The sequence below is a fragment of the Cupriavidus sp. C3SS-1 genome (assembly GCF_057073755.1).
In genome coordinates, this window is the sequence record NZ_CP172699.1 from 2,528,709 (window position 1) to 2,552,246 (window position 23,538).

The following is a 23,538-nucleotide window of genomic DNA, read 5'->3' on the forward strand; positions in this document are numbered from 1 at the left end:
GTCAGTGATGGTTGTGGTTGCCGTGGACAATCTGCCCGCCGACCACCGTCATGCGCACCTTGCCCTCCATCTCATAACCCAGCCACGGCGAGTTCTTGCCCTGGCTCTTGATGGACTGGCGCTCGACCTTCCAGACTTCCTTCGGATCGAACACACAAACGTCGGCGACGGCGCCCATTGCCAGCGTACCGGCCTTCAGGCCGGCCACCCGCGCCGGCTCGGAGGTGATGCGGGCCAGCGCCGTCTGCAGCGGCACCTTGTGCTCTGCAGCCCAGCGCAGCGTCAGAGGCAGCAGTAGCTCAAGACCGATGGCGCCCGGCGTCGCTTCTGCGAACGGCAGCAGCTTCTCGTCATCGTCCACCGGCGTGTGATCCGAACACAGCGCGTCGATCGTGCCGTCGGCCAGCGCCGTCACGATAGCATCGCGGTCGCGCGAGCTGCGCAGCGGCGGCGAGAAGCGCATCTGCGAATTGAAGTAACCGATATCCATGTCGGTCAGCGAGACGTGGTGGATATTCACGTCGCAAGTCACCGGCAAGCCTTCTCGCTTGGCCTGACGCACCAGTTCCAGCCCCGCTGCCGACGACAAGCGGCAAAGATGGACCCGGGCGCCGCTGGCGCGCATCAGTTCGAAGATGGTGTGCAGGCGCACCGTCTCGGACATCACGGACACGCCCGACAGCCCCAGGCGCGACGCCACCGCGCCGCTCGCGGCCACGCCGCCGCCGAGGAACGGATCTTCCGGACGCAGCCACACGGTGAACCCGAACGTCTGCGCATATTGCAGCGCGCGCAGCAGCACCTGCGTGTTGCGCACGGGCGCATCGGCCTGGCTGAAACCGACGCAGCCGGCTTCGGTCAGCTGGTTCATCTCGGTCAGCACTTCGCCATTCAGGCCCTGTGTCAGCGCGCCCAGCGGGTAGACGTGCGTCTGGTTCAGCGTACGGGCGCGGAATTTCAGCATCTCGACCAGGCCGGGCTCGTCGAGCACGGGATCCGTGTCAGGCGGGCAGAGCAGACTGGTCACGCCACCGGCGGCGGCCGCGGCCACTTCGGATTCGAGCGTGGCCCGGTGTTCGGAGCCAGGCTCGCGCAACCGCGCCGAGAGGTCGACCAGCCCCGGGCACACGATCAGGCCGCGGGCGTCGATGGTCTTGTTGGCGGTGAAATCCGCCGGCGCGCTGCCAACACCGACGATCTTTCCGGCGGCGATATAGAGGTCCTGCTGGGCGTCGAGGTTCGCGGCCGGGTCGATCAGGCGGCCGCCCTGGATGTGAATCTTCATAGCTTGGCTTGTCGTGTCGCTGGGCGTGTTCGGGAGGTTCTGGCTCGAAGTCGGCATCGCGCGGTCAGTCACTGTTTCCTGCCACGATTCCCATCACCGCCATGCGCACGGCAATGCCGAACGTCACCTGGTTCAGGATCACCGATTGCGGGCCGTCCGCCACCGCGGAGTCGATCTCCACGCCGCGGTTCATCGGCCCCGGATGCATCACGATGGCATCGGGCGCGGCCAGCGCCAGGCGCTCGGGCGTCAGGCCGAAGGCCTTGAAGTACTCCTGCGCCGACGGCAGCAACGCACCGCTCATGCGCTCGTTCTGCAGGCGCAGCATGATGACCACGTCCACCCCCCTGAGGCCCTCTTCCATGTTGTGGAAGACCCTCACGCCCATCTGATCGAGCCCGGACGGCAGCAGCGTGCGCGGGCCAATGGCGCGCACTTCGGGCACGCCCAGCGTGGTGAGCGCGTGGATATCGGAACGCGCCACGCGCGAATGCAGGATGTCGCCGACGATCGCCACGCGCAGTTGCGTGAAGTCCTTCTTGAAGTGCCGGATCGTGTACATGTCCAGCAACCCCTGGGTGGGGTGCGCATGGCGGCCATCGCCCGCGTTGATCACATGCACGTGGGGCGCCACGTGCTCGGCAATCAGGTACGGCGCGCCGGAACTGGCGTGGCGGACCACGAACATGTCCGCCGACATGGCCGACAGGTTGTTGATCGTGTCCAGCAGCGACTCGCCCTTGCTGGTCGACGAGGCGTTGATGTTCAGGTTCAGCACATCCGCCGACAGCCGCTTGGCGGCGATCTCGAAGGTGGTGCGGGTGCGCGTGGAGTTCTCGAAGAACAGGTTGAACACGCTCTTGCCGCGCAGCAGCGGCACCTTCTTCACATCGCGGTCGGAGTCGGACAGCGACACGAACTGGCTGGCGGTGTCCAGGATGTGCGTGATCATGTCACGCGACAAGCCCTCGATCGACAGCAGGTGCTTCAGTTCGCCGTTCTTGGTCAGCTGCGGGTTGCGGAACGTCTTGGTCATGGGTGGTCAGGCGCGGGCAGAAATCGGGGGGTGATATGGGTCTCGGGGTCTCGGGGCCGGTGAACGAAAAATTGGCCGGTTCAACCGGCCGAGGATTCGGTGGAGAAAGCAAAGGTCGCCTGCGCGCCCTCGCCCTGGCGCGCCAGCACCAGCGTGGCCTCGCGCGGCAGCTCGGTCCGCAGCGCGACCAGGTCCGCCGCGATCGGCAGTTCACGGCCGCCGCGGTCCACCAGCACACCCAGCGCGACACGCGCCGGGCGGCCATAGTCGAACAGTTCATTGACCGCCGCACGGATGGTGCGGCCGGTGGCCAGCACGTCGTCGATCAACAGGATCCTGCGGTCCTGCACCTCGAACGGCAGCGTGCTCGGCTGGGCCTGGCTGTGCAGGCCTTTCTTGGCATAGTCGTCGCGGTGAAAGGCAACGTTGATGACGCCATGGTCGGGCAGTCCCAGGTCCGCCGCCAGCCGCTGCGCAATCCAGGCGCCGCCGGAGTGGATGCCGGCCACGGACCACTGCGCGCGATCGGCCTGGATCAGCGCCTGGGCCTGGTCGAGCAATGCGCGGTACAGCGCCTCGGCGTCGGGATTGGTAGTTCGGGTCATAGCGGAAGCTGGTCGAAATACTGTTGCAGGATGATGCGCGCGGCCTCGGCATCGAGTTCGCCGCGGCGCGCGCCGGCCATGGCGGCCATGCGCGAGGAATAGCGTTCGTCCACCCACTCCACCGGCAGGCTGAAGCGCCCATTGAGCTGGTTGCCGAAGCGGCGCGCAAGCCGCATGGAAGGTTGCTCCCCGCCTTCAGGGTTGACCGGCATGCCGACAATCAGCTGCACCGGGTTCCATTCGCGGATCAACTCGCCCACGACCTGAAAGCGGCCCTCGACGGACAGGTTCGGAAGAATGGTCAGCGCACTGGCGTGGCGCGTGACGAAGTTGCCCAGGGCAACGCCGATTTTTTTCTCGCCGTAGTCGAATGCCAGGACCGTGCCGTCGCGGGGCAGTTCGCGCCCCACGCCGTCAGGCATGCCCGGCCTCGCCGGAGAGCATGGTGAAGTCGATGCCCAGCAGGCGCACGGCCGCCGCAAACCGTTCTTCCGGCGGCACGCTGAAGATGATCTCGGGATCGGCCTGGACAGTGAGCCAGCCATTGCGCGAAAGCTCTTCTTCCAGCTGGCCGGCGCCCCAGCCGGAGTAACCCAGCGTCAGCAGGAAACGGTGCGGGCCGCTGCCGTTGGCCACGGCTTCCAGGACGTCCTTGGAGGTGGTCATCTCCAGTCCGCCGGGCACCGCGAGCGATGATACGTAGATGCCCACGGGGTCATGCAGCACAAAACCGCGCTCGGTCTGCACCGGACCGCCGAAATAAACGGGCTGATGGGCCACGGGCTGGATTTCCAGCTTGAGGTCGATCTTGTCGAACAGCGTGGCCATATCGATATCGATCGGGCGGTTGATCACCAGCCCGAGCGCGCCGCGCTCATTGTGTTCGCAAAGGTAGACGACGGAGCCCGAAAAGGTCGGATCGGCCATGCCAGGCATGGCAATCAGGAACTGATTCGTCAGATTGATGGGTGCTTCGGGCTTGACCATATCTGGCATTTTATCAAATCACAGGAGGGCTTCCGGAAAAGAATTGGACGACGCTGCAGTGCAGCAACCGTTTGCTCACTCCTTCCCTGTCAGGGCCGCCAGGTCCTCCGCGGTCAGCCAGCGCCACTCGCCTTCGGGAAGTGCGGGATCCAGCTTCAGGCCGCCCACCGCACTGCGATGGAGGGCAGTCACATGGTTGCCGGCCGCGACCACCATGCGCTTGACCTGGTGGTACTTGCCCTGCACCAGCGTCAGCCGCAGGCTGTGTTCGCCAGTGATCTCGCAGTCTTCCGCGGCGATCGGCGCGGGTTCGTCGTCGAGCTGCACACCGGTTCGCAGCGCCTCGGCCTGCTCCGGCGTTACCGGCTCTGCCGTCGTGACCTCGTACACCTTGGGCACCTTGCGCTTGGGCGAGGTCTGGGCGTGGATGAACTGGCCATCGTCGGTCAGGAGCAGCAGGCCAGTGGTGTCGTGATCGAGCCGCCCCACTGCCTGGACCTCGCGCTGGCGCAGCGGCACCGGCAGCAGGTTGTAGACGCTGGGATGGTTGCGCGGGCGCTGCGAGCACTCGTAGCCGGCCGGCTTGTTCAGCATCAGGTAGGCCTTGGTGCAGGCCACCCATGCCTCGCCATCGACGGTCAGTTGCAGGCCGTCGACCTCGAACTGGGCGCGCGGGTCTTCGCAGAGTTCGCCGTTGACCTCCACCAGCCCGGCGCCGATCAGGTCGCCACAGTAGCGGCGCGTGCCGAAGCCCTGGGATTGGAGGATGCGATCAAGGGTCATGGAAATGGAATCGTCAGTGAAATGATGGTGGAGCGGCGCAGCCGTATCGCTATGGTAGGGTATCGCCCGGGCTTTTCCCTTCCTCCAGGCACCATGCTAGTCGCAGACCCATCCGCCACAAGCCGTACGCCCTACCGCATCGGCCGCCGGTTCGACAGCGGGCTCGTGTGGTTCCGCCGCGACCTGCGGGCCACGGACCACGCGGCGCTGCATTATGCCCTCAAGCACTGTGCCCGGGTGTGGTGCGTGTTCGTATTCGACCGGCATATCCTGGATCCACTGCTGGCCCGTGGCCTGAAAGCGGACCGCCGTGTCGGGTTCATCCGCGAGTCGCTGATGGAGCTGGACGCCACGCTGCGCGCGGCCGGCGGCGGCCTGATCGTTCTGCACGAGGCTGCCGCCAGCGCCATCCCAGCGCTGGCGCGCGAACTCGATGCCCAGGCCGTGTTCGCCAACCACGACTATGAGCCCGCCGCCAATACGCGCGACGCCGCCGTCCGCCAGTCGCTGGCCTCCGATGCTCGCGCCTTCTTCACCTTCAAGGATCAGGTGATCTTCGAGCGGGACGAGATCCTGACCGGCCAGGGCAAGCCCTTTTCCGTATTCACGCCGTACAAGAATGGCTGGCTCAGGACGGTACAGCCGTTCGACCTGCGGCCCTATCCGATCGAGCCGTACCTGCACGCGCTGGCGCCGCCGCCCGAACGACGGCAGGCGCCGATGCCATCGCTGGAAGCCCTCGGTTTCGCCCCGAGCAACCTGCCGGAGATCGCCATGCCAACCGGCAGCTCAGGCGGATACGCATTACTGGACGAGTTCACGTCGCGCATCGGCGACTATGCCCGCCGGCGCGACTTCCCCGCCCTGCGCGGCCCGAGCTACCTGTCCGTGCACCTGCGGTTCGGCACGGTGTCGATCCGCACCCTGGCCCGCGCGGCGCATGAGGTGACGCTGCGCGGTGGCGCGGACAGCGCCGGCGCGGCCACTTGGTTGTCGGAACTGATCTGGCGGGACTTCTATTTCATGATCCTGCACCACCATCCGCGCGTGGCTGCCGGCACGGCCTTCCACGCCGCCTATGACGCCATCCGCTGGCGCAGCGGCACGACCGGCGAGCGCTACTTCGAGGCATGGCGCGACGCCGCCACCGGTTATCCGCTCATCGATGCCGCGATGCTGCAGATCCTGCAAAGCGGCTATATGCACAACAGGCTGCGGATGGTGACGGCCAGCTTCCTGGTCAAGGATCTGGGCGTGGACTGGCGTCGCGGGGAGCAGTATTTTGCCGACCAGCTCAACGACTTCGACCTGGCGGCCAACAACGGCGGCTGGCAATGGGCCGCTTCGACGGGATGCGATGCGCAGCCGTGGTTCCGCATCTTCAACCCGGTGACGCAATCCGAGAAGTTCGACCCGCAAGGGCGCTTTATCCGCAAGTACCTGCCGCAACTGGCCGCGCTGCCGGATAAATACATTCATGCGCCGTGGACCGCGCCTGAAGACGTGCTGGCGACCGCGGGCGTGCGGCTTGGAGAAAACTATCCGCGCCCGCTGGTGCAGCATGACGTGGCGCGCAAGGAAACGCTGGAGCGTTATGCGGTGGTGAAGGCGGCTGCCGGCAAGATAAAGGCCGCGCAGGATTGACGTGCGGCAGTTCGGGCCGGCTGCCCCGGGCCAATCTCAGGCGGCCAGCATCGCGCTTTCACGGTAGTGGCGCTGCGCTTCCTCGGGCCGCTCGGTTTCCTCGAACAGGCGGGCCAGCGCCAGGTGGGTACGCACGCGCAGACGGCCCTGGTGATTGCGGTCCGCATATTTCAAGGCACGCTCGAAGCTCGACTGCGCCTTGCCCCAAAGCTGTTCGCCGAGGCAAAGCACGCCGAGCGTGTAGTAGAGATCCGCGTCCGCCGGATGCTCATTGATCCATTTTTCCGCCTGCTGGATCTGCGGCAATGCCTGCCCGGCCCTGGCGCAGTCGGGATAACGCAGCACCAGGCGGCTGTCCCAGTTGACCTTGAGTGCATCTTCAATGATGCGGCGTGCCTCGTCCTGCCGGCCAAGCGCGGCAAAGTAGCGCGCCGCCGGCTCGGCGATGCGCGCGGCACGACGCTCGTCGGCCGAAAGCGTGCGCCAGAAGGCGGAGAGTGCCTCGGCATCGTGGCGGCGCTCGTCCAGCATGGCCTCGCAGGCCATCTGCTTGAGTCGCAGCGCAAGCACGGGATGCAGCGCGTTGCGTTTTTCCAGCGAACGGGCCAGGCGCAGCACCTCCGACCAGTTCTTCAGATGCTGGTGCGCGCGCAGCGCAATGCGCTGCACGTGGATCTGGCGTCCGCCCTGTGCCTGCAGTTGCGCGATGGTTTCCAGCGCGCCCTCGGCATCGCGCGCGTCGACCAGCAGTTCCGCCATCGATACCAGCCGGGCCTGCTCGCGCTCGGGGTCGGTGACCTGTGCCATCCAGGCGTCGCGGCGCTCGATTTCCTGCATGCGGTGCGCGGCGCGGGCGCCGACCAGTGCAGCGGTCTGCGCCTGCGCCTCCCACGACTGCGCTTCGCGTGCCGCGCGCTCGGCGCGGGCAAAGCGGCCGGCGAACAGGTTCTCGATCGATTCGCGCAGCGCCGCCTGGGCCTTGTTCATGCGGCTGCGTTCGCGATAGGCCGCGGCGCGGCGCGGCATTTCCGACAGATGCCGCACCGTGGAGAGGACCGTCCACACCACGAAGAACAGCAGCAGCAGCAACGCCAGCGCCAGGTTCAGCGACAGCTCGACCCGATACGGCGGATAGAACAGCACGACGTTGCTGTGATTGAACTGCGTGAACAGGGCCAGTCCGACGGCGCCACCAAACAGCACCGCGACCCAGAACAGAAGGCGCATGCTTACTCCTTCTTCAGCGCGTGCAGCGCGCCCAGGCTTTCCGCCATGGTCGGCAGCTGCACCGTCACCGCGCCGGCCTGCGCCTGCTTGAGCAGCGTCAGCACGGTCTGCACGCGCCGCGATTTGGTGTCGAAATAACGGCCGATCATGGCCTGCGCCGCGGCCAGGTCATTGCGGAAGACCGGCTCGTTGCGCGACAGCAGCGCCAGGCGCGCATTGAGCATGCGCAGCTTGACGTTCTCGCGCAGGAACCAGCCCTGGTCGCCCGACAGCAGCAAGGCTTCGGTGTCATCGACCTTGCGGATGCGGATGACCTGCGCCATTTCCTCGCGCATGTAGTCCCACAGCCGGGTAAACCAGTTTCCGGTCGCAGCCGCTGCCGGCGCGGTCCCCTTCGCGCCCTTGGCCGCACCACGGCTGGCCTCCTGGCGGTCTCCTGCTTCGGTACGTTCAAGCATGCGCTCGCTCGACAAGAGCGGCAGCGAATCGATCTGGTTGATGGCCTCGTCCAGCTTGATCGCCGCACCGGTCAGGTCGGTGTCGGGCACCGCCTTCATGCGGGCGATATCGCGTGCCAGCGCGCGGCGCAGCAGGTTGTACTGCGGCTTGTCGGTTCGGGCCAGGCGCGCATCGGCGCTCTGCAGCGCGGCCAGCGCGACCTGCACGTTGCCGGTGAGCTGGAGCTGCTGGCCGGCGTTGGTAAGCAACTGCTGGATCTCGGCGATTTCCCAGTCGTCGCGGTTGCGCATCAGGTCCTGGTAGACCTGTTCGAGCGCGACCTGCTTGTCGCGGGTTTCGCCGACCTGGCCGTCCAGCGAGCCGACCTTGGCCTGCAGTTCCTTGACCGTGTCCTGCGCATTGCGCGACAGCACGCGGGTCTCCTGCACCAGCGCGTCGTTGCTCTGCTGGCGCCGCGCCAGCTCTTCGGTCAGGTGGTCGACCCGCTGCTGCAGCCACCAGAAGCCGCCGGCAGTCGCCAGCACCAGGACGGCCACCAGCGCCCACAATGAGGCGTTGCGGCGCGGGGCGGTGAATGACTGCCCCGGCGCGACTGCCGCCGTAGCGGCGGGAGGGATGGTGGTTGAGGAGGACGTAGATTCTTGCGTCACGCGTTCGACCCTGTTTGTCATGGCGGGCGGCGGCTCCGGCCTTGGCGCCGGCATTGCTACGGGCGCCGTGGGCCTCGCGGGCACCGGTCCGGCATAAGCATCCGCCCACTGCTTGCATGCCGCAAGCAAGCCGGCGTCGCCTGGCGCCGCACGAAGGATCCGTGTGAAGCCGAGCCCCTCCGCCTGTTCGGCGATTCTCGCATGCGGCGCGATGCACTGCACCTGTTTCAGGGTGTTCAGTTCCTGCGGCGACAGGTTCTGTCGCGCCAGCGTATCGAGGTTGCGTACGGCTTCGGAGCTGGTCAGCAGCCAGGCCTGCGGCGCAGCGCCTGCGCCCAGGCCTTCGCGCACGGCCTGCCATTGCATGGCGCCGGGCTCGGGCAAGGTGCGTTGATACGCTTCGACCGCCGTGACGCTGGCGCCCGCTGCCCGCAGGCGATCGCCCAGCCAGTCGCGGCCGCCGTTGCCGCGCACGATCAGCACGGCGCGCCCATGCAGCGAGGCCGGGTCCAGCTGCGCCCACAGGGCCTCGGAATCGAAACGCGGCTCTTCGCCGGCGGCACCACCATTCGTGTCGTGGCCGTTGCCATCGGCGCCGGCCGGCGCGATCACGCGGTGATGGGGCGCGGCAATGCCACGCTCGGCCAGGGCCGCGACGCTCGCGGGGCCGACCACGGCCACCGGCACGCCGGTCGGCCACTGAGCCACCGCATTGCCCTGCACCGTCGCGAGCGTATCGAACGCGTACTGAATCGCATTGGGACTGACAAAGACCACCAGCGCGAATTCGCACAGGCGCCCCAGCGCGGCGCGCAGCGGCGCGTCATCGTCGGCGGGGCCAATCGCGAGCAGCGGAAAGCCCAGCACGTCCAGGCCCGCGGCCTGCAGGGCCTCGGTCAGTTGCCGGGACTGCCCGGCGGGTCGTGTGACAACGACAGTCGGGCGGGGCATGGGCCGGCCTCAGGCGGGAGCTTGGGGATCGGGCGTATCAGCCAGCGCGGCGAGGATATCGGCCGCACCTTGCGCCAGCAGGTCGCGCGCGACGGATTCGCCAATGTCTTCAGCCGCCGCGACATCCAACGCGGGACCGGCAGCCGTGGCGCGCGTCTGGCGCGTGCCGTCAGGCATGGCCACGAAGGCGTCGAGCCGCAACTGGTCGCCGTCCCAGCGCGCATGCGCGGCCAGCGGCACCTGGCAGGACCCGCCCAGCATGCGCGACACGGTCCGTTCGGCCGTGACGGCGAGCGCCGTGGGCTGATGGTTCAGCGGCGCCAGCCATGCGGCGACGTCCGGACGCGTGGACAGGATCTCGATACCGAGCGCGCCCTGCCCTGCCGCAGGCAGCGAGGCCTCGGGCGCGATCAGCGCGCGGATGCGCTCGCCCAGGCCCAGGCGCTTCAGACCCGCCGCGGCCAGGATGATCGCGCCATATTCGCCGCGATCGAGCTTGCCCAGCCGGGTATCCAGGTTGCCGCGCAGCGGCTTGATGACGAGGTGCGGATAGCGTGCCCGCAGCGCGGCTTCGCGGCGCAGGCTCGACGTGCCCACCACGGTGCCCGCCGGCATGTCGTCGAGCGACGCGAAGGCCGACGAGACCAGTGCATCGCGTGGGTCTTCACGCTCCATCACCGCCGTCAGGGCGAAACCCGCAGGCAGTTCCATCGGTACATCCTTGAGGGAATGCACCGCCAGGTCAGCCCGGCCTTCGGCCATCGCGAATTCCAGCTCTTTGACAAACAAACCCTTTCCGCCGACTTTCGACAAAGTACGGTCTAGAATCTGGTCTCCGCGCGTGGTCATGCCAAGAATGGACACATCGCACGCGGGATAGTATTGTTGCAGTGCAGCACGCACATGTTCAGCCTGCCACATGGCCAGACGGCTCTCGCGAGAGGCAATGACAAGCTTGTGTGGAAGGCTGCTGGACACGGCGGTAGAAGAAGTCGGAAAGGCGGATGCTTGCATTCGTCAATGTTAGCACGCGACCCAATCGCCGCTCCGCACCATCGGACAGAAGTAAAGCAAGAGGAGATTGCATGACGCAGCACGCTGCGCGCCCCGGCCGACGCACGGTCAATCGAGAAGTCCCCTCCCAGGCCTCAGGCCAGAGTGACGCAAACGGCGCCCCTACCCGCAAGACCGCTTCCAAAGCCACCCGTACCAAACAGATTACAAAGGCAAACCTGATGGTCGTGCCCGCCAACGGCGCCGTGAACACCAGCCCCGCCCGCCGCTCCGCCGCCGACAAGGACCTGCCGCTGCGCGAGGACATCCGCTTCCTGGGCCGCCTGCTGGGCGAATGCCTGCGCGAGCAGGAAGGCGACGCCACCTTCGAGGTGGTCGAGACCATCCGCCAGACCGCCGTGCGTTTCCGCCGCGAGAACGACCGCGCCGCCGCCACCGAGCTGGACCGCCTGCTCAAGCGCCTGTCGCGCGACCAGACCAACCAGGTCGTGCGCGCATTCAGCTATTTCTCGCACCTGGCCAATATCGCCGAGGACCAGCACCACAACCGCCGCCGCCGCATCCATGCGCTGGCCGGCTCGCCGCCGCAGGACGGCAGCCTGCAGCACGCGCTGGAGAAAATCGACGCCGCCGGCGTCACCGGCAAGCAGCTGCGCAAGTTCCTGGACGAGGCGCTGATCGTGCCGGTGCTGACCGCGCACCCGACCGAAGTCCAGCGCAAGAGCATCCTGGACGCCGAGCGCGAGATCGCCCGTCTGCTGGCCGAGCGCGACCTGCCGATGACCGCGCGCGAGCGCGACCAGAACACCGCGCAGCTGCGCGCCAAGGTCACCACGCTGTGGCAGACCCGCATGCTGCGCGATTCGCGCCTGACGGTGGCGGACGAGATCGACAACGCCCTGTCCTACTACCGCACCACCTTCCTGCACGGCATCCCGCAACTGATGAGCGAGCTGGAAGAGGACATCGCCGCAATCTTCCCGGCCTCGCGCAAGGCCAAGGGCAGCGCGGCAGAGCCAGCGCCGCTCGCGCCGTTCATGCAGATGGGTTCGTGGATCGGCGGCGATCGCGACGGCAATCCGAACGTCACGGCCGAGACGCTCGATCACGCCGCCACCCAGCAGTCGCAGATGATCCTGGGCTGGTATCTGGATGAGGTCCATGCGCTGGGCGCCGAGCTGTCGATGTCGTCGCTGATGGTCGACGCCAGCCCCGAGCTGCTGGCACTGGCCGAAGCCTCTCCCGACCATTCCGCGCACCGCGCCGACGAGCCCTACCGTCGCGCGCTGATCGGCATCTACGCGCGCCTGGCAGCGACCAGCAAGGCGCTGACCGGCCACGCCGCGCCGCGCCACCCGGTGGCCGACGCCGAGCCGTACAGCAGCGCCGAAGCCTTCGCCGCCGATGTGCAGGTGGTGATCGACTCCCTGCGCGCGCACCACGGCCGCGCACTGGCCAGCACGCGCATCGATGCGCTGGTGCGCGCCATCGCCGTGTTCGGCTTCCACCTGGCATCGGTCGACATGCGCCAGGTCTCCGACGTGCACGAAGCCGTGGTGGCCGAGCTGTTCGCCGCCGCGGGCGTGGAGAAGGACTACGCCGCGCTGCCGGAGTCGCGCAAGCAGGAACTGCTGCTGGCCGAGCTGCGCCAGCCGCGCCTGCTGACCCTGCCTTGGCATGAGTACTCGGAACAGACCCGCAACGAACTGGCGATCCTGGCGACGGCGCGCGAACTGCGCGCGCGCTACGGCAAGCGCGTGGCGCGCAACTACATCATCTCGCACACGGAAACGCTGTCGGACCTGGTCGAGGTCATGCTGCTGCAGAAGGAATCCGGCATGCTGCAGGGCACGCTGGGCAGCAAGACCGACCCGGCTCGCATGGAGCTGATGGTCATTCCGCTGTTCGAAACCATCGAGGACTTGCAGAATGCCGCGGGCATCATGCAGTCGCTGCTGGACCTGCCCGGTTTCGATTCGGTGATCGAGCACCACGGCGTCGAGCAGGAGGTAATGCTTGGTTATTCCGACTCCAACAAGGATGGCGGCTTCCTGACCTCCACGTGGGAGCTGTACAAGGCCGAGCTGGCGCTGGTGCAGCTGTTCGAGCAGCGCAAGGTCAAGCTGCGCCTGTTCCACGGCCGCGGCGGCACGGTTGGCCGCGGCGGCGGCCCGACCTACCAGGCCATCCTGTCGCAGCCACCAGGCACGGTGAACGGGCAGATCCGCCTGACCGAGCAGGGCGAGATCATCAACAGCAAGTTCGCCAATGGCGAGATCGGCCGGCGCAACCTGGAAACCGTGATCGCCGCCACGCTCGAAGCCTCGCTGCTGCCTCAGCAGAACGCGCCGAAGGACCTGAGCACCTTCGAGGGCATCATGCAGCAGCTGTCGGACCGCGCCTTCGGCGCCTACCGCAACCTGGTGTACGAGACCCCGGGCTTCAAGGACTACTTCTTCGCGACCACGCCGATCACCGAGATCGCCGACCTGAACCTCGGTTCGCGTCCGGCCTCGCGCAAGCTGATGGACAAGAAGAACCGCCGCATCGAAGACCTGCGCGCGATTCCGTGGGGCTTCTCGTGGGGCCAGTGCCGCCTGCTGCTGCCGGGCTGGTATGGCTTCGGCAGCGCGGTCAAGTCGCTGCTGGACACCGCGCCGGACGACAAGGCGCGCAAGGTTGCCGTGGCCACGCTGCGCAAGATGGTCAAGACCTGGCCGTTCTTCTCCACGCTGCTGTCCAATATGGACATGGTGCTGGCCAAGACCGACCTGGCCGTGGCCTCGCGCTATGCGCAGCTTTGCGATGACGCGGCCCTGCGCAAGAACGTGTTCGCGCGCATCAGCAAGGAATGGCACCTGACCTGCGAGATGCTGGCGCTGGTCACCGGCCACCAGGAACGGCTGGCCGACAACCCGCTGCTGGCGCGCTCGATCAAGAACCGCTTTGCCTACCTGGACCCGCTCAACCACTTGCAGGTCGAGCTGCTCAAGCGCTATCGCTCGGGCAAGGACGGGGACGATATCCGCGTTCGCCGCGGTATCCACCTGACCATCAACGGGGTGGCGGCGGGACTGCGCAATACGGGTTGATCCCGGCCTGATCCATTGCGTCAGGATGCGCCCGGACGGCTTGCCGTCCGGGCGCTTGTCCATCTGGCCCTTGTTGCCTGGCTCAGCCCACAAACGCCCCCGGGACAGGATCTTCGCCCAGCGCATGCAGCAGCACCGCCCAGTGCATGGCCTCGTCGCCGAGAATGCTGCCCGCCGCCTTGGTCAGGTCACGGTTGTAGAAATTCGGCAGCACGCCGAGGTAGGCCGCGGTGGCGCCCTTCTCCAGCCCCGCCGCAAAACGCAGCACGTCCGCCTGCGTCTTGAGCTGCGCGGTCGGGAACGAATACTCCGACGGCTTCTTCGCCATCACCGGCGACCCGCCAAGCTTCGATACCGTACCGGCCAGCACCTGCGCATGCGCCTTGTGGTGGTTCTGGAACTTCACCGCCGTATCGAGCACGGGCTTCTGCAGCAGCCCGCTTTCCGCGCCGACCTGGTAGGCCGCAATCGCCTGGTACTCCAGCCCGAGTGCGACGTTGAGGATCCGGATGTCGTCCTTCGTGCTGCCCGACTCCGTCTGTGCCCAGGCCGGCATCGACTCACCCAGGCTCAGCACGGCCAGCGAACCGAGCGCGAACAGGCCTGGCATCTTGAGCAGGCCGCGCCGGCGCCGGTCGGGCAACGTGACGATGGAAACGTCCGCGGATTGAACCAGCCGGCGGTCCGGCGTCGTGGATGTGCGTCCCATGGTGTTCTCCAGTGAGGGATCAAAGGGCAGCGTCCGCTGTGCGGCTTGCCTGACCCTTTTACGCAGTTACCGGGCGATCGGATGCACCGGCGCTGCCTATAATCCGGCAGAGCCTTCCGTCAGGAACTGTGCGCGTGTCTGCCACCCCCGAAGCCTCCTTTGCCCCTGCGGCCGACAACGACCGGCTGGCCGCGTGGCTGCAGGCCGTGGCGCTCGGCGACCGCCAGGCGCTGCGCGCGCTCTACGAGCAGACCGCGACGAAACTGTTCGGTCTTGCGCTGCGTATCACTGGCAGGCGCGACTGGGCGGAGGATGTCGTGCAGGAAAGCTTTGTCAGCATCTGGCACCACGCCGTCGACTACCGGCCACACCTGGCCGCCCCGATGACGTGGATGACCACCATCGTTCGCAACCGCGCGCTGGATTGCCTGCGCCGCGCCGCAGCCGCACGGCTGCCGCAAACCGTGGAACTGGGCGAATGGCTGGCAGACGAGGCCGCCGGTCCGGCGGAGCTCGCACTGGCCAGCCAGCAGGCGCGCGCGCTGAACCGCTGCCTGCAGCGCCTGGAGCAGGCGCAGCGCCAGGCCATCGTGCTGGCCTACCTCCACGACCTGAGCCACGCAGAACTGGCGCAGCGGCTGAGCATGCCGCTGGGCACCGTCAAATCCTGGATCCGCCGGGGCCTGGAGCGCCTGCGCGCGTGCCTGGAGAGTGCGTCATGAGGCTGAGCCGCCACCCCGACCTGCTCGATCGCATCGCCGCTCAATATGCGCTTGGCGTACTGCGCGGCGGCGCGCGGCGCCGGATGGAGCAGCTTGCGCGCGAGGAGCCCGCCGTGCGTGCCGCGATCGGTCACTGGCAGGTCAGGCTGTCCGGCATGGCCGAGTTGCAACTGTCCGCAGAGCCGGTGGAGGCGGTGTGGTGCGGCATCGAGCAACGGCTCGGCTGGAAAGCTGTGCCTTCGGCCGCGGCAGCGCAAGCGCCATGGTGGCAAACGCTGTGGGGGGCGCCGGTGTTCTGGCGCGGTGCCGCGGCGGCAATGGCCGTCGTCGCGGTGCTCGCCGTGGGCATTGGACGGCAAATGGCACAACGCCCGCTGGCCGAGACCGCGGTGGTCGCCGTGCTGAACGATGCACAGTCGCAGCCCGCCCTGCTCGTGTCATGGGATGCCGCGGCCCGGCAGCTGGTTGTGCAGCGGCTCGACGACACGGTCGTGTCCGGACAGCAAGTCCTGCAGCTGTGGGCGTTGCCCAAGGACGGCAAGCCGCAATCGCTCGGCGTGATCGGCCGCGAGCGGGCGGCCCGGCTGGCGCTGGCCGGGTTCCCCGCAGCCGTGCCGGCCCTGGCGGTCAGCGTCGAACCGCCCGGCGGATCGCCGAATCCGGATGGGCCGAGCGGCCCGGTCGTGTTCAAGGGGCGCTTGCTCCACTCGCCGCTCTGAAGCCCCCTTCCCCGGCCCGCGCGGGCGATATAATCCACGTTTCCCCGAAATCCGCTCGCGCCCGCCCCGCACGGTCATGCACCGGCCGCACGCCGCGCGAGCCACAGCCCTGACGTCCATGACGACCTCCCAACTTGCCAAGAAAGGCGAAGCCTGGTCCGCCCGCTTCTCCGAACCGATGTCCGACCTGGTGAAGCGCTACACCGCCTCGGTGTTCTTCGACAAGCGCCTGGCCCTGTTCGACATCCAGGGGTCGCTCGCCCATGCGGCCATGCTGGCAAAGCAAGGCATCATCGCCGAAGCCGACCGCGCCGAGATCGAGCGCGGCATGGCACAGATCAAGGGCGAGATCGAGGCTGGCGGCTTCGAGTGGAAGCTTGATCTCGAAGACGTCCACCTGAATATCGAAGCGCGCCTGACCGCGCTGGTCGGCGATGCCGGCAAGCGCCTGCACACCGGCCGCTCGCGCAACGACCAGGTCGCGACCGATATCCGCCTGTGGCTGCGCAGCGAGATCGACAATATCGTCGCGCTGCTCGGCGCGCTGCGCGTTTCGCTGCTGGACCTGGCCGACAAGAACGCCGATACGATCCTGCCAGGCTTCACGCACCTACAGGTGGCGCAGCCGGTGACCTTCGGCCACCACCTGCTGGCCTACGTGGAAATGTTCACGCGCGATGCCGAGCGCATGGCCGACTGCCGCAAGCGCGTCAACCGCCTGCCGCTGGGCGCCGCCGCGCTGGCCGGCACGAGCTATCCGATCGACCGCGAATTCGTCGCGCAGCAGCTCGGCTTCGACGGCGTGTGCCGCAATTCGCTGGACGCTGTCTCGGACCGCGACTTCGCCATCGAGTTCTGCGCCGCCGCCGCGCTGGTGATGACCCACGTGTCGCGCTTCTCGGAAGAGCTGGTGCTGTGGATGAGCCCGCGCGTCGGCTTTATCGACATCGCCGACCGCTTCTGCACCGGCAGCTCGATCATGCCGCAGAAGAAGAACCCCGACGTGCCCGAACTGGCGCGCGGCAAGACCGGCCGCGTCAACGGCCACCTGATCGGCCTGCTGACGCTGATGAAGGGCCAGCCGCTCGCGTACAACAAGGACAACCAGGAAGACAAGGAGCCGCTGTTCGACACGGTCGATACCGTGGTCGACACGCTGCGCATCTTCGCCGACATGGTGCCTGGCATCACGGTCAAGCCGGAAGCCATGCGCGCCGCCGCGCTGCAGGGCTACGCCACCGCCACCGACCTGGCCGACTACCTGGTCAAGAAGGGCCTGCCGTTCCGCGACGCGCACGAGGCCGTGGCCCACGCCGTGCGCGCCTGCGACAGCCGCCAGTGCGACCTGGCCGACCTGAGCGTGGCCGAGCTGCGCGACGTGTCCGGCCTGGGCGACAAGGCCGCGCTGATCGGCGACGACGTGCATGGCGTGCTGACGCTCGAAGGCTCCGTCGCCGCGCGCAACCACATCGGCGGCACCGCACCGGACCAGGTGCGCGCCGCCATCGCCGCCGCACGCGCTGCGCTATAAGTTCCGCGTAAGCTCCAAGCAAGAAAAAGCCACGATGGCCTGGCCATCGTGGCTTTTTTCTTTGGCACGCCTGATTTTTGCGCAATGTGATAGGTATTAGCCCCAAGCGCCGACGCATTTTGTTACAGATAAACTAATCGCCGCAAAAAACCGGGGAGACAACCCATGAACTACTTGCTTGGTCTGTCACGACAGATCGACAGGTTGAATCAGCACACGGGCAGGCTTGCAAACATCATGATCCTGCTGTCGTGCCTGATCAGCGCAGGCAACGCCCTGCTGCGCTATGGCTTCAACTTGAGCGATAACTGGCCACTCGAACTGCAGTGGTACATGTTTGCGATCGCCGTGATGTTCGGCGCCTCGTACACCTTCCAGCGCAATGAACATGTCCGCGTCGACCTGATCTACGGCAACGTCTCGGAGCGCGCGCAGCACTGGATCGACATCTTCGGCATCGTCGTGTTCCTGCTGCCCTCGTGCATCCTGTTCACGTGGCTGTCCTGGGATTCGCTGTTCCTGCCGTCGTGGCGCATCCTGGAGCAATCGGGCAACTCCGGCGGCCTGCCGCGGTACCCGATCAAGCTGGTGGTGCCGGTCGGTTTCGCCCTGCTCGCCTTGCAGGGCGTTTCCGAACTGATCAAGCGCTTCGCCGCCCTGAAAGGCCTGGTGCGTATCGAATCGAAATACGAGAGGCCGGTGCAATGATCCCATTGGAACATATGCCGCCGCTGATGTTCGGCGGCCTGGTGGTATTCATGCTGATCGGATTCCCGGTCGCATTTTCGCTGTCCGCCGTCGGCCTGGCGTTCGGCTTCCTGGCCATCGAGTGGGGCTACTTCCCGCTGAGTTTCCTGCAGGCGGTGCCAAGCCGCGTGTTCGGCAGCGTGCTGGCCAACGAGCTGCTGCTGGCGATCCCGTTCTTCACCTTCATGGGCGCGATCCTGGAGAAATGCGGGCTGGCCGAAGACATGCTCGACTCCATGGGCCAGCTGTTCGGCCCGGTGCGCGGCGGCCTGGGTTATTCGGTGATCATCGTCGGCTTTATCCTGGGCGCGATCACCGGCACGGTGGCCGCGCAGGTGATCGCCATGGCGATGATCTCGCTGCCGGTGATGATGCGCTACCGCTACAACATGAAGTACGCCACCGGCGTACTGGCGGCGTCGGGCACCATCACGCAGCTGGTGCCGCCTTCGCTGGTGCTGGTGGTGCTGGCTGACCAGCTCAAGACGCCCGCCGGCAGCGCGGACGTCGGCAGCATGTACCTGGGCGCATGGGGCCCGTCGCTGGTGCAGATCGCGCTGTTTGCGCTGTACACGTTCTTCCTGGCGCGCATCAAGCCCGACTGGCTGCCGCCGGTTCCGGCCGAGTTCCGCACGCTGCGCGGCTGGGCGCTGTGGTCCAAGTGCCTGCGCGGCATCATCCCGTGCGCGGTGCTGATCTTCCTGGTGCTGGGCACGATCATGCTGGGCATCGCCACCCCCACCGAATCGGGCGCCATGGGCGCCGTCGGCGCGCTGGTGCTGGCGGTGATCCGCGACAAGGCCTTCAGCAAGACCGACCGGCTGATCTACCGCGTCGGCATTGCCGCGACGCTGGTCGCCGCGGCGGTGGGCGTCTTTGCCTTTGGCTCGCATCTGTTCCGCGTTCCGCTGGCCGTGCTGTACCTGGTCATCCTGTGGCTCATCATCCGGTCGGGCCAGATGACCGACCTGCGCCTGCTGATCGTCGAGGCCTACCAGTCCACCGCGCGCATCACGGCGATGGTGGTGTTCATCCTGATCGGCTCGACCTGCTTCTCGGTGGTGTTCCAGGGCGTGGACGGCGGTGCCTGGGTCGAGCACCTGTTCACCTCGCTGCCGGGCGGCTGGATCGGCTTCCTGATCGTGGTGAACCTGTTCATCTTCTTCCTGGCGTTCTTCCTGGACTTCTTCGAGATCGCCTTCATCGTGGTGCCGATGCTGGCCCCGGTGGCGGTGAAGGTGCTGGCGCCGGTCGTCGCCGACTCGATGGGCGGCAACCCCGAAGCCGCGGCCACGGCCGCGCTGGTGTGGTTCGGCGTGATGCTGTGCGTGAACATGCAGACTTCGTTCATGCACCCGCCGTTCGGCTTCGCGCTGTTCTACCTGCGCGGCGTCGCGCCCAAGGAAGTCAAGAGCTCGGACATCTACTGGGGCGCCCTGCCCTGGGTCGGCCTGCAGGTGCTGATGGTGCTGGCCGTGATGTTCTGGCCGGGCATGGTGACCGTCTTCCTCGACAAGGGGTCGTTGCACCATAACACCGGGGCGGAGGTGAGTATCCCGCTTGGGGGGGAACCGGAGAAGCCGGCCTCCGCGCCGGGCACGCTGGAATTGCCGGGAGCGGCGGCACCAGCGGAGCCGGCGGCGCCGCAGTTCGAGTTCGAGAAGAAGTAAGCGTCGAATTCCTGGAAGAGCCCCGCAGTCGCGGGGCTCTTTGCCTTGTGGGACTACTGCGCCGCGGGACAGCGGCGGTCAGTTCGTCGTCGTCACGAGCACATCCCCCCGCCGCGCCACCACGTTCACGACAACGCTGCCGCCCGAGCGCCGCAGCATCAGGTCCACCGACGCATCGGCAATGGACAGCCCCTGCAGCGCCAGGTCTTCCATGAAGGATGGCAGCGCCGGATAGTGGAAGCTGATCTCGCGCGCGCCCACGTTGAAGTCCAGGTTCAGGCACGTTTGCAATAGCGACAGCGGCGTGGCGGCCGCCCAGGCCTGCGGGATGCAGGCCACCGGATAAAGCGTCGGCCCACGGTTGCGCCGGCGCACGAAGCCGCAGAACAGCTCGGGCAGGCGCCGCAGGTCCATATGGGTGGACGCGGCGAACAGACCATCGAAGATGCGCAACGCCGCGTCGCGCAAGCCGTAGCGAACCATCCCCGCGGCGATGATGGCGTTGTCATGGGGCCAGACCGAACCATTGTGATAGCTCATCGGGTTGTAGCGGCTTTCGCTGGACGCAAGGGTCCGCACGCCCCAGCCTGAGAACGATGCGCTGCCCATCAGGGCCGCGGCCACCGCCGGCGCGCGCTGGGGCAGTGCGATGCCCGTATAGAGCGCGTGGCCCGCATTGGAGGACAGCACGCGGCATGGCCGCTTGTTGCCATCGAGCGCGATCACGTACGTGCCCAGTTCCTCGTCGAAGAACGCTTCGTCAAAGCGCTGCCGCAGCTGTGCGGCACGCGTTTCGAGTGCAGTGGCGCGCCCGTTGTGGCCCAGGTTGCGCGCCATCCGCGCGGCCGCCATCCAGGCCGCGTACACGTAGCCCTGCACCTCCACCAGTGCGATCGGGCCCTCGGCCAGGGTGCCGTCCGCATGGAAGATCGAATCGTGGCTGTCCTTCCAGCCCTGGTTGAGCAGCCCGTCGCTGGTGCGCCGGCCGTACTCCACAAAGCCGTCGCCGTCGCGGTCGCCGTACTTGTCGATCCAGCGCAGCGCCGCCTCGATGGCGGGCCAGAGCGTTCGGATCGTCGCCAAGTCGTGCGTGCGGTCCAGGTATGCGCCTGCGAGCATGACGAACAGCGGCGTGGAATCGATGCTGCCGTAGTAGCGGCGGAACGGCACCTCGCCAAGGTTGGCCATCTCGCCCTTGCGGCTTTCGTGCAGGATCTTGCCCGGCTCGGCATCGGCAGACGGGTCTGAAGTCGTCGCCTGATTCGCTGCCAGGTAACCCAGCACACCGCGTGCGATGCCCGGATCCAGCCACAGGGTTTCCATCGCGGTGATCAGCGCATCGCGGCCGAAGAAGGTGCTGAACCACGGAATGCCGGCGTAGGGATACGGGCCGTAAGGGGTCTTCGTAATCAGCATGTACAGATCGGACAGGCTGCGGCCTACGGCTTCATTGAAGATTTCGTTGGAGGTGGTCACGCTTGCGGCCTGCGCGGACAGCGCCTGCAGCGAACGACGCGCGGCCCGCAGGGCCGACGGGAAAGCGCCGCGCGGCGGGCGCTTGTCGTGCCGCGCCTTGTCGCAGCAGACTTCGACGTAGAGCAGGTGCGTCCTGTGCGGCATCAGCTCCAGCTCGAACACCGCCATGTCGCCACGCAGCTGCGTCGGCGCGGGATCGAACGTCAGGTGCGTGGTGCGCACGCAATCATCGAGTCCGGTGTAGGCGAGTTTCGCACCGCTGTCGGTCAGCTCGGGTGGATGGGTTTGACCGCGCTGGGCGCGCCTGGCCCCGCGCACCTCGAACAGGTCGGCAAAGTCCGCCGCAAACGCCAGTTCCAGGCTGATGTGCCGCGGCGTTTCATCGAAATTGCGTACCGCCAGCCGCTCATAGCAGGTGCCCTCCCAAAGAAAGCGCGAGCGGCGCACATGGATCACGTCGTGAGGCATGACCATCTCGCCCCGCGCATCGAACAGGTCCGGGTTGGTCAGGTCGCAGCTGAACGCGGCGTCGTCGTCGCGCAGCACCGAACTGAGCAGCACGGGGCGCCACCCGTTGATGGTCAGGTGGAAGTGCGACAGGTGCCGCGTGTCGCAACAAAAGATGCCGTCCGAGCCGCCGGAACCGGCAATGGCGTCGCCATGCTGGTCGAACACGGCAAAGGTGTCGCCTTGCTTGAGCGTGCGGGGCTGGGTCAGACGCAGGGAGTGCGTCGCGGCGATGACGATGGGCGCGCCGGGTGTCGCGTCCGGCACCAGGCCGCGCCGGCCTTCGGGAGCGTCGAGCATTGTTTCTCTCCAGGTTCAGGCCGCGACGTGCAGGCCCGCATCCGCCTGGGCGGACGGGTCTGGATGCACGCAACCGTCCGGCGACGGTCTGCGCAGGCGACCATAGAGTGCCAGGTAGTCGTGAGCCATGCGTTCGGCGCTGAAACGCGCAACGAACGTACGGCGCACGGCGCGGCGGTCGATGTCACCGATGCGCCTGACTGCCGCCACGGCCTCGTCGACACTGTCGACGATAAAGCCGGTGACTCCGTCATCAACGACTTCCGGGACGGAGCCGCACCGGAACGCGATCACCGGGGTGCCACAGGCCATGGCTTCGATCATAGCCAGGCCAAACGGCTCGGGCCAGTCGATCGGGAACAGCAGCGCACGCGCGCCGCCGAGAAACCGTGCCTTTTCCCGTTCGCTGATTTCTCCAAGATACTCGACATTGGCGTGCCGGCTGACCAGCGGCGCGATGTCGGCGTCCCAGTATGCGCGGTCGACACGGTCGATCTTGGCGGCGATCTTCAGCGGCATGCCGCTTTGCACGGCAATCTTGATGGCGCGGTCCGGGCGCTTCTCCGGCGAAATGCGTCCGAGGAAGGCGAGGTATCCCCCGCGCGCCACCGCATGAAACGGCAGCAACCGTGCGGGCAGGCCATGATAGACGTTCCCGAGCCAGTGGACCGGCGGCATGGGGTCGCGCTGTGCCAGCGAGATCGATACCAGTGGCACCCTTGCGAAGGCAGAGTAGAACGCCGCCAGGTCCGGCAGGTCCTGCCTGCCATGCAGCGTCGTCACGGTGCGGTCGGCCAGGCGCCGCGCCAGCGGGAAATGCAGCAGGTCGGTGTGGAAATGCAGGACGTCGAAATCGTCGGCCTGCCGGCCCACTTCGTCGAGCATCATCACGTGATACGGCACGATGTCGCGCACCGACGGGTCGGTGCGCAAGGCGCGCGGCGCGCAGCTGACCAGCCTGGCGGCAGTCGATGAATCGCCGCTGGCAAACAGCGTAACGTCGTGCCCCTGCCGGACCAGTTCGTCCGTCAGGTACGCAACGACGCGCTCGGTACCGCCGTATTGCCGTGGCGGGCATGCTTCCAGGAGAGGGGCAATTTGGGCGATTTTCATCGACGGGCTATGCCTTTGCAGAAAAGTTTGACCACCGGTTGCAAGGACCGCCTTCGCCGCGGAGCCTGCACGATTCGCTGCTCCGTGCCATCGAAAGGCAGCCCGCGCCGGCAAGGCGATGCCAGCGCGGCCACGGCAGCCTTGCCCGCCTCATTCCATCGCGGCAAGACGCGGCTGGCTGTCGCTGGCGCCACCCCTGACAGGCGATTGCTCACCGGGAACCATGCCGCGCCGCAGCAGAAGGACTCCCTGCACTGGCTGTCCGGCAATCGATCTCAGACCTGAACCCGTGACGTTGCAAACGCCATGCC

19 protein-coding genes are annotated in these 23,538 nt (G+C 67.0%); 7 read left to right on the forward strand and 12 right to left on the reverse strand.

Features of this window, described 5'->3' with window-relative positions; genetic code table 11:
- Position 1 precedes the first annotated feature (1 nt).
- From ACIGJC_RS11765 to ACIGJC_RS11790, 6 genes are all read right to left on the reverse strand, one after another.
- Positions 2-1,285: a dihydroorotase gene (locus ACIGJC_RS11765; RefSeq protein ID WP_483708988.1), complete on the reverse strand. Its 1,284-nt coding sequence runs from the start codon at positions 1,283-1,285 to the stop codon at positions 2-4.
- Between the two features lie 64 nt (positions 1,286-1,349).
- Complete coding sequence (locus tag ACIGJC_RS11770) at positions 1,350-2,321, reverse strand: aspartate carbamoyltransferase catalytic subunit (RefSeq protein ID WP_483708989.1); 972 nt, start codon at positions 2,319-2,321, stop codon at positions 1,350-1,352.
- Positions 2,322-2,401: 80 nt separating this feature from the next.
- Entirely contained in the window at positions 2,402-2,926 is a 525-nt protein-coding gene (pyrR, locus tag ACIGJC_RS11775) for a bifunctional pyr operon transcriptional regulator/uracil phosphoribosyltransferase PyrR (RefSeq protein ID WP_483708990.1), read from the reverse strand.
- Complete coding sequence (gene ruvX / locus ACIGJC_RS11780) at positions 2,923-3,348, reverse strand: Holliday junction resolvase RuvX (RefSeq protein WP_483708991.1); 426 nt, start codon at positions 3,346-3,348, stop codon at positions 2,923-2,925. The genes pyrR and ruvX overlap by 4 nt, the downstream gene beginning before the upstream one ends.
- Positions 3,341-3,913, reverse strand: coding sequence for a YqgE/AlgH family protein (locus ACIGJC_RS11785; protein ID WP_483708992.1), 573 nt, complete (start codon positions 3,911-3,913; stop codon positions 3,341-3,343). The genes ruvX and ACIGJC_RS11785 overlap by 8 nt, the downstream gene beginning before the upstream one ends.
- A gap of 75 nt (positions 3,914-3,988) precedes the next feature.
- Positions 3,989-4,696, reverse strand: coding sequence for a pseudouridine synthase (locus tag ACIGJC_RS11790; protein WP_483708993.1), 708 nt, complete (start codon positions 4,694-4,696; stop codon positions 3,989-3,991).
- A 93-nt stretch (positions 4,697-4,789) separates the two neighbouring features.
- Between ACIGJC_RS11790 and ACIGJC_RS11795 the strand changes: the two genes are divergently transcribed.
- Positions 4,790-6,340, forward strand: coding sequence for a cryptochrome/photolyase family protein (locus ACIGJC_RS11795; protein ID WP_483708994.1), 1,551 nt, complete (start codon positions 4,790-4,792; stop codon positions 6,338-6,340).
- A gap of 36 nt (positions 6,341-6,376) precedes the next feature.
- Here ACIGJC_RS11795 and ACIGJC_RS11800 read toward each other — a convergent pair whose 3' ends face one another.
- Genes ACIGJC_RS11800 through hemC form a run of 3 tightly spaced genes read right to left on the reverse strand, consistent with a single transcriptional unit; the run spans position 6,377 to position 10,641 of the window.
- Positions 6,377-7,567 carry a heme biosynthesis HemY N-terminal domain-containing protein gene (locus ACIGJC_RS11800; RefSeq protein ID WP_483708996.1) on the reverse strand — a complete coding sequence of 397 codons (1,191 nt, stop codon included), beginning with the start codon at positions 7,565-7,567 and terminating at the stop codon, positions 6,377-6,379.
- Positions 7,568-7,569: 2 nt separating this feature from the next.
- Complete coding sequence (gene hemDX / locus ACIGJC_RS11805; protein WP_483708997.1) at positions 7,570-9,627, reverse strand: fused uroporphyrinogen-III synthase HemD/membrane protein HemX; 2,058 nt, start codon at positions 9,625-9,627, stop codon at positions 7,570-7,572.
- A gap of 9 nt (positions 9,628-9,636) precedes the next feature.
- A complete protein-coding gene (gene hemC / locus ACIGJC_RS11810; protein ID WP_483708999.1) occupies positions 9,637-10,641 on the reverse strand; it encodes a hydroxymethylbilane synthase in 1,005 nt (334 codons plus the stop codon).
- Between the two features lie 71 nt (positions 10,642-10,712).
- Between hemC and ppc the strand changes: the two genes are divergently transcribed.
- Positions 10,713-13,733, forward strand: a complete 3,021-nt coding sequence (gene ppc, locus ACIGJC_RS11815) for a phosphoenolpyruvate carboxylase (protein WP_483709001.1) — start codon at positions 10,713-10,715, stop codon at positions 13,731-13,733.
- Between the two features lie 82 nt (positions 13,734-13,815).
- Here the strand turns inward: ppc and ACIGJC_RS11820 are convergent, their stop codons facing one another.
- The gene (locus tag ACIGJC_RS11820; protein WP_483709002.1) at positions 13,816-14,442 is read right to left on the reverse strand and encodes a ferritin-like domain-containing protein; all 627 of its coding nucleotides are present in this window, start codon (positions 14,440-14,442) and stop codon (positions 13,816-13,818) included.
- Positions 14,443-14,576: 134 nt separating this feature from the next.
- Here ACIGJC_RS11820 and ACIGJC_RS11825 point away from each other — a divergent pair, with 134 nt between their 5' ends.
- The 5 genes from ACIGJC_RS11825 to ACIGJC_RS11845 all read left to right on the forward strand — a co-directional run bounded on the left by ACIGJC_RS11825 (position 14,577) and on the right by ACIGJC_RS11845 (position 19,831).
- Positions 14,577-15,164, forward strand: coding sequence for an RNA polymerase sigma factor (locus tag ACIGJC_RS11825; protein ID WP_483709003.1), 588 nt, complete (start codon positions 14,577-14,579; stop codon positions 15,162-15,164).
- The gene (locus tag ACIGJC_RS11830; protein WP_483709004.1) at positions 15,161-15,883 is read left to right on the forward strand and encodes an anti-sigma factor; all 723 of its coding nucleotides are present in this window, start codon (positions 15,161-15,163) and stop codon (positions 15,881-15,883) included. Before ACIGJC_RS11825 ends, ACIGJC_RS11830 begins: the two co-directional genes overlap by 4 nt.
- A gap of 118 nt (positions 15,884-16,001) precedes the next feature.
- Positions 16,002-17,414, forward strand: a complete 1,413-nt coding sequence (gene argH, locus ACIGJC_RS11835; protein ID WP_483709006.1) for an argininosuccinate lyase — start codon at positions 16,002-16,004, stop codon at positions 17,412-17,414.
- Positions 17,415-17,579: 165 nt separating this feature from the next.
- On the forward strand, positions 17,580-18,122 hold the full coding sequence (locus ACIGJC_RS11840) for a TRAP transporter small permease subunit (RefSeq protein WP_483709007.1): 543 nt from the start codon (positions 17,580-17,582) through the stop codon (positions 18,120-18,122).
- A complete protein-coding gene (locus tag ACIGJC_RS11845; protein WP_483709009.1) occupies positions 18,119-19,831 on the forward strand; it encodes a TRAP transporter large permease in 1,713 nt (570 codons plus the stop codon). The genes ACIGJC_RS11840 and ACIGJC_RS11845 overlap by 4 nt, the downstream gene beginning before the upstream one ends.
- 78 nt (positions 19,832-19,909) lie before the next feature.
- Here ACIGJC_RS11845 and ACIGJC_RS11850 read toward each other — a convergent pair whose 3' ends face one another.
- Positions 19,910-22,114 (reverse strand): amylo-alpha-1,6-glucosidase, encoded by a 2,205-nt coding sequence (locus ACIGJC_RS11850; protein WP_483709010.1) that lies wholly within the window; start codon positions 22,112-22,114, stop codon positions 19,910-19,912.
- A gap of 15 nt (positions 22,115-22,129) precedes the next feature.
- Positions 22,130-23,227: a glycosyltransferase family 4 protein gene (locus tag ACIGJC_RS11855; RefSeq protein ID WP_483709012.1), complete on the reverse strand. Its 1,098-nt coding sequence runs from the start codon at positions 23,225-23,227 to the stop codon at positions 22,130-22,132.
- Positions 23,228-23,538 lie beyond the last annotated feature (311 nt).